This window comes from Arthrobacter sp. CC3 (assembly GCF_039907775.1).
Classification (GTDB): Bacteria; Actinomycetota; Actinomycetes; order Actinomycetales; family Micrococcaceae; genus Arthrobacter.
This window is the reverse complement of the sequence record NZ_JARCCY010000024.1, coordinates 1-11,631: the sequence shown is the minus strand read 5'-3', so window position 1 is coordinate 11,631 and position 11,631 is coordinate 1. Positions and strand designations below refer to the sequence as shown.

At 66.3% G+C, this 11,631-nt stretch carries 12 protein-coding genes; 2 read left to right on the top strand and 10 right to left on the bottom strand.

The genetic code is table 11. The features are described 5' to 3' along the window. Nucleotides 1–104: 104 nt before the first annotated feature. Nucleotides 105–329: a DUF3046 domain-containing protein gene (locus PV761_RS14910; protein WP_055798343.1), complete on the bottom strand. Its 225-nt coding sequence runs from the start codon at nt 327–329 to the stop codon at nt 105–107. A gap of 41 nt (nt 330–370) precedes the next feature. Here PV761_RS14910 and PV761_RS14905 point away from each other — a divergent pair, with 41 nt between their 5' ends. Further along, the gene (locus tag PV761_RS14905; RefSeq protein ID WP_347897865.1) at nt 371–880 is read left to right on the top strand and encodes a MarR family transcriptional regulator; all 510 of its coding nucleotides are present in this window, start codon (nt 371–373) and stop codon (nt 878–880) included. 86 nt (nt 881–966) lie between these two features. On the opposite strand, the gene PV761_RS14900 is transcribed toward PV761_RS14905, so the two are convergent. From PV761_RS14900 to PV761_RS14870, 7 genes are all read right to left on the bottom strand, one after another. Continuing rightward, on the bottom strand, nt 967–1,419 hold the full coding sequence (locus PV761_RS14900; protein WP_028271948.1) for a helix-turn-helix transcriptional regulator: 453 nt from the start codon (nt 1,417–1,419) through the stop codon (nt 967–969). A 140-nt stretch (nt 1,420–1,559) separates the two neighbouring features. Beyond that, on the bottom strand, nt 1,560–2,054 hold the full coding sequence (locus PV761_RS14895; RefSeq protein WP_347897863.1) for a CinA family protein: 495 nt from the start codon (nt 2,052–2,054) through the stop codon (nt 1,560–1,562). Further along, nucleotides 2,051–2,692, bottom strand: coding sequence for a CDP-diacylglycerol--glycerol-3-phosphate 3-phosphatidyltransferase (gene pgsA, locus PV761_RS14890; protein ID WP_055798356.1), 642 nt, complete (start codon nt 2,690–2,692; stop codon nt 2,051–2,053). The genes PV761_RS14895 and pgsA overlap by 4 nt, the downstream gene beginning before the upstream one ends. A gap of 9 nt (nt 2,693–2,701) precedes the next feature. Further along, nucleotides 2,702–5,650, bottom strand: a complete 2,949-nt coding sequence (locus PV761_RS14885) for a DNA translocase FtsK (RefSeq protein WP_347897860.1) — start codon at nt 5,648–5,650, stop codon at nt 2,702–2,704. Nucleotides 5,651–5,851: 201 nt separating this feature from the next. Next, nucleotides 5,852–7,543 (bottom strand): ribonuclease J, encoded by a 1,692-nt coding sequence (locus PV761_RS14880; protein WP_028271952.1) that lies wholly within the window; start codon nt 7,541–7,543, stop codon nt 5,852–5,854. Nucleotides 7,544–7,586: 43 nt separating this feature from the next. Continuing rightward, complete coding sequence (dapA, locus tag PV761_RS14875; RefSeq protein ID WP_347897858.1) at nt 7,587–8,495, bottom strand: 4-hydroxy-tetrahydrodipicolinate synthase; 909 nt, start codon at nt 8,493–8,495, stop codon at nt 7,587–7,589. 78 nt (nt 8,496–8,573) lie between these two features. Further along, the gene (locus PV761_RS14870) at nt 8,574–8,954 is read right to left on the bottom strand and encodes a hypothetical protein (RefSeq protein WP_347897856.1); all 381 of its coding nucleotides are present in this window, start codon (nt 8,952–8,954) and stop codon (nt 8,574–8,576) included. A gap of 67 nt (nt 8,955–9,021) precedes the next feature. Between PV761_RS14870 and PV761_RS14865 the strand changes: the two genes are divergently transcribed. Then, complete coding sequence (locus PV761_RS14865) at nt 9,022–10,257, top strand: heparan-alpha-glucosaminide N-acetyltransferase domain-containing protein (RefSeq protein ID WP_347897854.1); 1,236 nt, start codon at nt 9,022–9,024, stop codon at nt 10,255–10,257. Here PV761_RS14865 and PV761_RS14860 read toward each other — a convergent pair. Beyond that, nucleotides 10,254–10,736, bottom strand: a complete 483-nt coding sequence (locus PV761_RS14860; RefSeq protein WP_347897852.1) for a hypothetical protein — start codon at nt 10,734–10,736, stop codon at nt 10,254–10,256. The two genes, PV761_RS14865 and PV761_RS14860, sit on opposite strands and share 4 nt — an antisense overlap. A 5-nt stretch (nt 10,737–10,741) precedes the next feature. Beyond that, nucleotides 10,742–11,500, bottom strand: coding sequence for a 4-hydroxy-tetrahydrodipicolinate reductase (gene dapB / locus PV761_RS14855; protein ID WP_347897850.1), 759 nt, complete (start codon nt 11,498–11,500; stop codon nt 10,742–10,744). Nucleotides 11,501–11,631 lie beyond the last annotated feature (131 nt).

Sequence of the window (11,631 nt, the reverse complement as noted above, 5' to 3'; positions counted from 1 at the left end):
TTCTTGCCGGATGACATTGCGTATGTGGAAAACGGTCTGCAAAAAGCATAGCCCGACCCGAACAGATATTCGAACAATCCTGCGGCGTGTCAGGCGGCGGACGCTCAGTTCCGGGACGGCTTGATGTCCCTGCCGAGCCGCCGGTCGGCCGGGACGTCCTGCACGTCGCAGATCGCGAGCCATACCTGCCGTGGCGGGACTCCCGCCGCCAGCGCCTGGTCCGCTGTCCGGCTGCCGACGCCTGCCAGCACCAGGGAGCTGCTGAGGACCCGGGAGTACCCCGCGCCGAACTCATCGTCCATTAGCCGCCAAAAGTCGCTGATTCGCACCGATAAAGTCTCTCACGCCTGCGGCTAATAGAATGGTTGCCATGAGCAACCCAGCTGTGGAACCCGTTGATTCCGGGGCCACCGAAAACAGCGTCGACGCGGCCCTGCGGACCGTGGAGCACCAGATCAGCCTGTTCTGGCGCCGCGGACGCTCCATCTCCCAGCAGCTTTCCCGGCAGGTCCACCCGGATATGGAACCGGCAGCTTATGGCCTGCTCACCGTCATCCGCAGGGAAGGCCCCATACGGCTCACGGAACTCGCTTCATGCATCGGGGTGGGCAAGCCCTCAGTCAGTCGGCAGATCGCATTCCTGGAGAGCATCGGGCTGGTGTCCAAGGAAGCGGACCCGCTCGACGGCCGGGCCCAGACCATCCGGCTGACGCCCAAGGGCGAGGAGAAGATGCACCAGGTCCAGGATGCCCGGCGCGAAGTCTTCCGTGAGCGGCTGGGGGAATGGCCGGTGGAGGAGCTGCAGACCCTTGCCGCCTACATGGCAAAGCTCAACGCCACGTATGAGCGGGACGGCTTCCCGAAGGACGAGGCGAAGTAACAACGGCGAAGCAACAACAAAGGGCCTCCGGCTTAGCCGGAGGCCCTTTGTGTCACGCGTAAAGACTAGGTTCTGACGTGTGCCGGTCAGCGGGCGCCCGAGAGCAGTCCCTTGGCCAGTTCGTCAGAGAGGTCGGTAGTGAGTTCGCGGTCAAGGTCGCGGCCGTAGCGCTGCGAGAATTCCTGCGGGACGGTATCCGGAACAGCAACGCCTTCAGCGACGGCAACGCGGTCGCTCACTTCGCGGAGCATGCTGGACAACGGGACGTCCAGGGCCGAGCAGATCGAAGACAGCAGCTCCGAAGAGGCTTCCTTCTGGCCGCGCTCCACTTCACTGAGGTAACCCAGGGATACCCGGGCACTGTGTGACACTTCGCGGAGGGTTCGGCCCTGACGCTGGCGAACGTCGCGCAGAACATCACCGATTTCGTGACGAAGTACTACCATCTTGCGCTCCTTCTGTTCGCTCTTTGCCTGATCGGCGAGGCCCACATCCTTCCAGCGGACAACGCCGTTTACGGATACGGGCTGCTTTACCATCTGTATCGCCTTGCTCCCTCGTACGTCAGGTCCGCCCTCATCAGGCGAACCATAATTATTTACTCATCCTAGGCGCCTCCCATATTCGGAAGCGACACAATGTAACAACTATTAGGAATCAAATTTTGTTCCCGGCAACTTTACGCCGGGTAAGCCTCGGAAGATAGGGCTTCCAGCAGCCGCTCCAACGCAGCCGCGCAGGCCTGGCCGCGGATGTCCGCGCGGTTGCCTTCAAAAACGTAGCCGAACGACCTCGCGCCGTCCGCGGTGGCGACACCGACGAACACTGTCCCCACGGCCTTGCCGCCGTGGGGTTCCGGCCCGGCGACGCCCGTCGTGGACACACCGATGTCCGCTCCGCAGACCCGTCGCGCCCCGGCTGCCATCGCCTTAGCGACATCGCCGTCCACTGATCCGACGGTGTCGAGCAGTTCGGCGGGTACGCCAAGCACGTCCGCCTTGACTGAGTTCTGGTAGGACACCACGCCGCCCTGGAGCATGCCCGAGGCGCCGGGGGTATCGGCCAGGACCGCCGCCACCATGCCGGCAGTCAGCGATTCGGCGGTAGCCACGGTCAGTCCGCGGCCAATGGCACCGTTGACTGCTTGTTCGGCGATGCGGTGCAGGTTACTCATGGCAGCTCTCCTTTTACGCGTTGGCTGGCTGCGCGCCGGCCGTTCGCTCGCAGCTTGAGCGCTTCGACAACATACTGGCCGCCTGTCCAGACGGTGATGGCCACGGCCGCCAGCATCACCAGGAAAGCCACCACTCCCAGCCACGGGGCCAGTGAGGCGAGCGGGACCACGTACAGCAGGATCGCGACGGTCTGCACCACAGTCTTCAGCTTGCCTCCCCGCGACGCCGGGATGACACCGTACCGGATGACGAAGAACCGCAGTGCCGTGATTCCCCATTCGCGGGCGAGGATCAGGATGGTGATCCACCACGGGAGTTCGTTCAGCAGCGAGAGCATCACCAGGGCGGAGCCGGTGAGCAGCTTGTCCGCGATCGGATCGGCGATCTTGCCGAAATCGGTGATCAGTCCCCTGCTGCGGGCGATGTCGCCGTCGAGCTTGTCCGTGTAGATGGCAACCGCAAACGTCAGGGCCGCGGCCCAGCGCCAGAGGCCGTTCTGGCTGTCGAGTCCGGGGGCGTCCGCGATGAGGAACCACACGAAGAACGGCACCAGGACAATCCGCAGCATCGTCAGGATGTTCGGAAGGTTCCAGATCCCGGAGGCGGAGCCTGAGCTGTTGGCTTCAGTGCTAGTCACCCTCCTAGGCTACCGTCCGGTGAGGGACCAGGCGTCCTCGGACCCGTCTTCGTCGTCGCCGGAGTTGCCGTCGGCGCCGTCGGCGCCGTCGTAGTACTCAACGTTCTGGGTGCGGTTGTCCAGGTCAGCCGCCACAAGGTCCTCGGCATAGCCGCCCTGGGCGATGTTCGCGTTGGCATTGTCGCTCAGCGCCGCCGTCTGGGAATCGGGCGACGCCGGTGCCTCCTGGCCCTTCATGGCGGCAAGGACGGCGGCAAGGTCGTCAGGTTTTACCAGCACGTCGCGCGCCTTTGAGCCCTCGGAGGGGCCCACCACTCCCCTGGACTCGAGAAGGTCCATCAGGCGGCCGGCCTTGGCGAAACCGACGCGCAGCTTGCGCTGCAGCATGGAGGTGGAGCCGAACTGCGTGGTGACCACCAGCTCGGTGGCCTGCAGCAGCACCTCCAGATCGTCTCCAATGTCGTCGTCGATCTGCTTTTTCTCCGCCTCGGGGGCGACGTCATCACGGTAGACGGCCTTGAGCTGGCCCTTGACGTGCTCGACCACCTTGTGGATTTCGGACTCCGTGACCCACGCGCCCTGCACACGCATTGCCTTGGAGGCGCCCATCGGCAGGAAGAGCGCGTCACCTTGGCCGATCAGCTTTTCGGCGCCGGGCTGGTCCAGCACCACGCGGGAGTCGGTGACGGAGGAGGTCGCGAACGCCATCCGGGACGGCACGTTGGCCTTGATCAGGCCGGTAACAACGTCAACGGAGGGCCGCTGGGTGGCCAGGACCAGGTGGATGCCTGCGGCACGGGCCAGCTGGGTGATGCGGACGATGGAATCTTCGACGTCGCGCGGGGCCACCATCATGAGGTCGGCGAGCTCGTCCACGATCACCAGCAGGTAAGGGTACGGCTTGATGACGCGCTTGGAGTCGACGGGCGGGTGGACTTTCCCGGCGCGGACTGCCTTGTTGAAGTCGTCGATGTGTTTGAAGCCGTAGTTCGCGAGGTCGTCGTAGCGGGCGTCCATCTCGCGGACCACCCATTGCAGCGCCTCGGCGGCTTTCTTGGGGTTGGTGATGATGGGTGTGATCAGGTGCGGCACGCCTTCGTACGCCGTGAGTTCCACGCGCTTCGGGTCCACCATGACCATACGGACCTCGTCCGGGGTGGCCCGCATGAGGATGGAGGTGATCATGGAGTTCACGAAGGAGGACTTGCCGGCACCGGTGGCACCGGCCACGAGCAGGTGGGGCATCTTGGCGAGGTTCGCCACGACGTAGCCGCCCTCGACGTCCTTGCCCACACCCATCACCATCGGGTGGTCCGTCCGGCGGGCGTTCTGGCTGCGGAGCACATCGCCAAGGGAGACGGTCTCGCGGTCCGTGTTGGGGATCTCGATGCCGATGGCCGACTTGCCGGGAATGGGGCTGAGGATGCGGACGTCGCTGGACGCGACGGCGTAGGAGATGTTTTTGGACAGCGCGGTGACGCGCTCCACCTTGGTGCCTGCGGACAGTTCGATTTCGTACCGTGTGACAGTCGGCCCGCGGCTGAAGCCGGTGACCTGCGCGTCAACGTTGAACTGGTTCAGGGTGTCGGTAAGGGACGCCACGATGGCGTCGTTCGCTTCCGTGCGCTCCTTGGGGATGGAGCCCGGGGTCAGCACATCCGACGACGGCAGGGTGTAGGTCACATCGCCGGCCAGGGAGAGCTGCTCCGTGCGCTGCGGGATCGGCGTGGGCAGCGGCGCGGGGGCGACCGGACGCGAGGGGACCTGCGCGGCCGCGGCAACGGCTGCGGCGCCGGCTGCACCGGCCGGTGCGGCGGGATTGAGGGACCCGGCGGCGACCATGCCCGGGGTGACAAGCGGGATGGCCTCGGTGGCATGCTCCCCGTTGGCATCCCTGGTGCCCAGACCCTGGGCCGCTTTGATCTTTTCGACGGCGATTTCAGCCTGCGTGGGCCGGCGCACGCCGGGTGCCGGGCGGGGAGCCTTGCCGCCTGCCTTGGTGCCGTCGGCGGTTCCGGCCGGGTCGTCGTCGTCAATGACGGCATGTTCGAAGGCCTCGTCGCCTACATACCCTTCGAGGCGGGGGTCAGTCTCGGGGTCCCTGCCGAACAGCCGGCTGCGCCGCTTCTTCTTCGGCGCTGCCTGGCCCGCGTTTTCGTAGAGGTAACTGCGGTCGTGGCCATCGCCGGGTTCCTGCAGGTCGATGCCCATCAGGTGCTCGTAGGCGTCCCTGATCCGGCGGGGAATCGCGCCGAACGGGGTGGCGGTCACAATCAGGACGGACGTGAAGGCGAGCAGGCTGTAGACGGCCACCGGGACGGCCGTGTGCAGGGCTGCCAGCGGCGAGGCGGCCAGGAAGCCGAGCATGCCGCCGGCCTGGCGCAGGCCGTCGAAGCCGTCCGTCACCGTGGGCTGTCCGCCAATGACGTGGGCCAGGCCGCTGCCGGCAAAGGTCATGATGAGGAATCCGATGCCGATCCTGTTGTTGCCGCGCCCGTCCGAAGGCTGGCGGAACAACCGGAAGGCGCACACGAACAGCATGAGCGGCAGCAGCAGGGACATCCAGCCGAAGGTGCCGTTGACGATCGCGAACACGGTGTCCGGGAACCATCCCTTGAGGCCCCACCATGCGAAAGTCGCCACGAATACGCCCAGGGCAAGGTTGAAGAGGGCTGCCCCGTCCCGGCGGTCCTCGGGGGCGAGGTCGCTGACGTCATGGCCGATCCGCCGGACGCCGCCGCCGATGACGTGCCCGATGCCGAGCCACGCACCTGCGGCCACCCGCACGAGCCACGGCTGACGGGGCTCGACGGCTGCCATCTGGCGGGTCCGTGCCGTGCCCGACGATCCTCCGGTCCGGCTGGTTTTGGACGCAGCGGAGCCGGAGCCCCTGCCCGCTGAGCTGCCTGACTTGCCGCTTGAGTTGCCTCTAGGCGCGGAGGAGGTACGTGTCGCCATACCCGCCACGGTACCCGAAGCCGGGCCAAAAACCGCGGATTTCCGGGGCGTTCCGGGATGCATGTTGCGGAGGAGAAGGGGGCAGCACGGTGTCGTCGGGCCGGACCCACCCGGCTTAAACGACGGGGCCCTCCCCCGCAGGCGCGGCTCCCGAAGGCTCACTTTCCTGCGGGGAGGGCCCCGTCGAACAATCCCGGGCGCTTACGCCTCAAGCACCACCGGAATGATCATGGGCTTGCGGCGAAGCTTGCGGTTGACCCAGGTGCCGACAACGCGGCGGACAACCTGCTGGAGCTGGTGCGTGGTGTGGTCCGTGTGGTTGAGCACGGCTTCTTCCAGCGCAGCATTGATCTTGGGAATGATTTCGTCAAAGACGGAATCGTCCTCAGCCACGCCGCGGGCGTGGATTTCCGGTCCGGAGACCACCTTGCCGGTGGCGCGGTGGATCACGGTGATGATGGAGATGAAGCCTTCATCGCCGAGGGTCTGGCGGTCCTTCAGGTCAGCTTCGGTGACTTCGCCAACGCTGGAGCCGTCAACGTAGACGAAGCCCACTTCAACCTGGCCGACGACGTCGGCCTGGTGGTCACGGAGGTCGATGACGGTGCCGTTGTCCGCCAGCAGGATGCTTTCGTCCGGCACGCCGGACTCGAGGGCGATCTTGCCGTTGGCAATCAGGTGCCGCGTCTCGCCGTGCACCGGCATGGCGTTCAGCGGCTCGAGGATGTTGTAGCAGTACAGCAGTTCCCCGGCCGCGGCGTGGCCGGAGACGTGGACCTTGGCGTTGCCCTTGTGGATGACATCGGCGCCCAGCTTGAGCAGGCCGTTGATGATCCGGAAGACGGCATTCTCGTTGCCCGGGATCAGGCTGGAGGCGAGGATGACGGTATCGCCCTGGCCGACGACGACGCGGTGGTCACCGTTGGCCATGCGGGACAGTGCCGCCATCGGCTCACCCTGGGACCCGGTGGACATCAGCACCACGCGGTTGTCCGGCAGGTTGTCGATGTTCTTGATGTCGACGAGGATGCCCGGCGGCACGTCGAGGTAGCCAAGCTTCTCGGCGATGGCCATGTTGCGGACCATCGAGCGGCCCACGAAGGCAACCTTGCGGTTGTGGTTGGCTGCGGCGTCGAGGACCTGCTGGACCCGGTGCACGTGCGAGGAGAAGGAAGCGACGATCAGGCGCTTGGAGGCCTGGCCGAAGAGACGGTCCAGGGTGGGGCCGATTTCCTTCTCGGCGGTGGTGAACCCCGGCACGTCGGCGTTCGTGGAGTCCGACATGAAGAGGTCCACGCCCTCTTCGCCCAGCTTGGCGAAGTGGCGAAGGTCGGTGATGCGGCCATCCAACGGCAGCTGGTCCATCTTGAAGTCGCCAGTGTGCAGCACGGTGCCGCCGGAGGTACGGAGGAACACGGCGAGGGCGTCGGGGATCGAGTGGTTGACGGCCACGAATTCGCATTCGAACGGGCCGAACTTCTGCACCTGTCCCTCGGTGACGATCTGGGTGACCGGCTTGATCCGGTGTTCCTGCAGCTTCGCCTCGATGAGTGCCAGCGTCAGCCGGGAGCCAATCAGGGGAATGTCGGCGCGCAGGCGCAGCAGGTAGGGAACGGCGCCGATGTGGTCCTCGTGGCCGTGGGTCAGGACGACGGCAACGATGTCATTGAGGCGGTTCTCGATGTAGGAGAAATCGGGCAGGATCAGGTCGACGCCGGGCTGGGTTTCCTCCGGGAAGAGGACGCCGCAGTCGACGATGAGCAGCTTGCCGTCGATTTCGAAGACGGTCATGTTGCGGCCGATCTCCCCCAGGCCGCCGAGCGGAACGATCCGCAGGGTGTCCTTGGGCAGTTTCGGCGGCGTAACAAGGCCGGGAAGGGCGGTTTGGGTCATAGTGCTCTACTTTCCGGGCGAAAGCAGGGATGGTCTTTGCCGATCAGGAAAAGACCATTCCTGCTTCCGCCAAATCCTCGCGGATGATTGCGATCTCGGCTTCGTCCGGCTCCACGAGGGGCAAACGGACAACCGAGTTGGGCAGGACTCCCTGCCATTTAAGAATCTGCTTGGCCGCTACGGCCCCCTGCACGCGGGTCATCGTGGCCCGGATAACAGGTTCAAGTTCAAAATTGATCTTCCGCGCGGTGCCGAGGTCGTTCGCGTTGACGGCGTCGATCAGGTCGCGGAACCGGCGGGTGGCAACGTGCGTGGTGACGCCCACGAGCCCGACGGCGCCCAGCGCCATCCACTGCAGGGTCAGTCCGTCGTCTCCGGAGTAGAAGAGGAGGTCGGTGTTCGCCATGACGCGGGTGGCGGCGGCGAAATCGGCCTTGGCATCTTTGACGGCAACGATGTTCGGGTGCTCGGAGAGGCGGATCATCGTCTCCGGAGCAATCTGGATGGAGGAACGGCCGGGGATGTCGTAGAGCATCACGGGAACGTCGGTGGCGGAGGCGATCGTCTCAAAGTGGGCGCGCACTCCGGCCTGGCTGGGCTTGTTGTAGTACGGGGTGACGATCAACAGTCCGTCGACGCCGACCTCGGCTGCCTGCTTGGACAGGTGGACGGAGTGTGCGGTGTCGTTGGTTCCGGTGCCGGCGATGATCGCGGCGCGGCCGCCGACAGCGTCCTTGACCGCACGGAACATGCCTACGTTCTCCTCGTCGGTGAGGGTGGAGGTTTCGCCCGTGGTTCCCGTGACGACCAGTCCGTCGCAGCCGTCATCGACAAGCTTCACGGCCAGTTCCGCCGCCTGCTGGTAGTCCACTTTGCCGTCCTCGGTAAACGGCGTGACCATTGCGGTCAGGAGGGTGCCAAATGCAGGGTTATTCGCGGAAGTCTCAGCCATAGGAAAAACGTTACCCTGTCCCCGCCTTGTTAGGACAATGGCGGCGGCGTGACGATCGTCAAATTCGGCCCGGGCGGGTCACTCTTGGGGGCTGCGGACGGGCCCCTGCCGGGGTGCGCCGCAGTAGCGGCCCACGGCGTCTTCCCGGAGCGACTCTGCCCACGTAGCCAGCCGCTGGGCGGCCCGGACGTAGTGGAAGAGTTCCGTGGGCGTGAGGGCATCAACGTCACATTCGGAGAGCCTGCGCGCCAGTTCGGCGCCGGGCGGCTGGGCCGACAGTGCGACACCTTCACTGCCCCACTGGACATCCTCGGCGGGTTCTCCTGCCACAAGCTGGCGGAAGAGATAGTCCACCACACCCGGGCTCATCGCCTTGAGCGGGCCCGCAGCAGCTTCCTGAGGTGCACTGCCTCGAGGTGCCCTGCCTTCATGCGCTTGGCGTTCCGGTGCATTGTTCATGGATCGATGGTATTCGAACATATATTCGAACGCAAGGGCTTCCAGCCGGATATGAGACGATCGGCTCATGACCTCCCGTGGCACTGCTTCACCCTCGCGGACTGCCAAAGGCACCACCAAGACGACCCGACTCACCGGAATCGATGCTGCCCGGGGGCTGGCGCTGCTCGGCATGATGGCCACGCACCTGCTTCCCACGTTCGAAGCCAATGCGCAGCTGACGCCCACGTGGATCGGCCTGGCGTTCTCGGGGCGGGCAGCCGCTTTGTTTGCCGTCCTGGCCGGTATCGGCCTCGCCCTGTCCACCGGAAAGCAGCGTCCGCCCCAGGGCCCGGAGCTGAGCGGCGCACGCCGAGGCATAGCGTTGCGCGCCCTGGTGATCGCCGTCGTCGGGCTCTTCCTCGGCGGGCTGGCAGTGAACGTCGCGGTGATCCTGGTCCACTACGCCGTGCTGTTCCTGTGCGTCCTCCCGTTCATCGGGCTCAGCATCAGGCCGCTCTGCGCACTGGCTGCCGGCTGGGTGCTGGGCTCGCCCGTGCTGGCCTACCTGCTGCGGCCGTGGCTGCTGGCCCCTACCCCGCCGCTCCAGCTGGGCCACAACCCCAACTGGGACGATCTCACCACTCCCGGGCGCCTGCTGGGGGACATCTTCCTGACCGGCTACTACCCGGTCCTGCAATGGCTGAGCTACCTGCTGATCGGGCTGGTGATCGGCCGGCTGGCACTGACCAGGATGGCCGTCCAGGTGCTGCTGCTGGCCGGCGGCACCGTGGTGGCCGTGCTGGCCAAGTGGCTGGGAGTGCTGACGATGGATGCGTGGGGCGGCAAGGAGGCACTGCAGGCCCAGCTCGCGGACCCCCGCTACCCGTTGGACAGCCTTTTGCAGGTGAACCTTGCCGGGGTGGAGCAATCAGGCTCCTGGTGGTGGCTGGCCAGCAGCGCACCGCATTCGGGCACAACGCTGGACCTGCTCCACACGTCAGCCGTCGCCGCCGCTGTAGTGGGCGCCTGCCTGCTGCTGGGCAGGCTGGGCGACTGGCTCGCGCTGGACCTCCTGCTCCCCCTGCGGGGTGCAGGTGCCATGACCCTCACCCTGTACACGGCGCATGTGGGCCTGGTGGCCGCCATGTACCTGCAGCCACTGCCGGCGGGATGGACACCGGAAGGTGTCTATGCAGCGCAGGCCCTGACCGCCGTCCTCATCGGAGGCTCGCTGGCGGCACTGAACTGGAGGGGCCCGCTGGAATGGGTGGCGCACGCCGCCAGCGAGGTGGGCCGCTACCAGCGGGCGGGAATCCGCTAGGCGGGCTTGTTGCCTCCGCGGAACAGCTTCAGGGCATCACGCATGGACGCCCGGGCGCGTTTGCGGTCTCCGGCGGCGTCATAGGCGCAGCTCAGCCGGAACCAGGAGCGCCAGTCGTCTGGCGCTTCTTCGGCTTCGGTGCGGTACTTCTCAAACTCGGCGTCTGCCGATTCCCGCACGATCCTGCCGGCGGGTGTGCGCTGCAGGTTGTCGACCGGCAGGCCGCCTTCGGCTTCAAGGACCTTGGCCATCTGTTCCGTCCGGGCGCCGAAAAGCAGTTCACGGACCAGCGCCCAGGCGCCAATGGCCGGCAGGACCAGGTAGGCGGCGCCAATGGCTTTCGCCACGGGGTTGGGGTCGGTGAGGAGCAGCACGGACCGCTGGAAGGACACCACCAAATAGAAGACCAGCAGGAGCGTCACCGCGCCGACCCAGATCTTGGTGCGGTTCTTCTTCAGTCCGGTGAGGACATTGCCCATTGCCGTCAGACCCCGAGGTCCAGGTAGCCGTCCAGGCCCACGGTCAGTCCGGGGTGGCCGGCCACGTTCCGCACGCCCAGCAGCACGCCGGGCATGAACGAAGCCCGGTCGAAGGAGTCGTGGCGCAGGGTCAGCTGCTCCCCCGGCCCGCCGAGGAGGACTTCCTGGTGGGCCACCAGGCCGCGGAGGCGCACGCTGTGGACGCGGATGCCGTCCACATCGCAGCCGCGGGCACCGGCCAGCTCGGTGGTGGTGGCGTCCGGGCTGGCGCCGATGCCGGCGGCGGCGCGTTCGGCCGCGATCAGCTGTGCGGTGCGGACCGCGGTGCCGGAGGGCGCGTCAACCTTGTCCGGGTGGTGGAGCTCGATGACTTCCACGGATTCGAAGTACTTGGCGGCTTTGGCGGCAAACGCCGACGCCAGCACGGAACCGAGCGCAAAGTTCGGGGCAATGAGGACGCCCACGCCGGCGCTCCGGCCCAGCAGGTCCTCCAGTTCGCCGAGCCTGCCGGCGTCCCAGCCGGTGGTGCCGACGACGGCGTGCATGCCGTGTTCGACGGCGAAGCGGACGTTCGCTTCGGTGCTTTCCGGAACCGTCAGGTCCACCACAACACGGGCGCCGGCGTCCACCAGCTGCTCCAGGGAATCACCGCGACCGAGGGCCGCTACGAGCTTCATGTCGGGGGCCGCTTCCACGGCTTTCACGGCCTCGGCGCCCATGCGCCCGTTCGCGCCCAGGACGGCGACTGCAAGTTGTTCGGTCATGGACCTAACCCTACCGTCGGGCCCGCCGCCCGGATGAACCGGGACGGGAGGTTACTAGGAGGCTGCTGAACAACGCGGTTGCGGGGCGGGTGGAACGCCACCAATGGCCGTCTAGCGACGTGTTCTGGTCA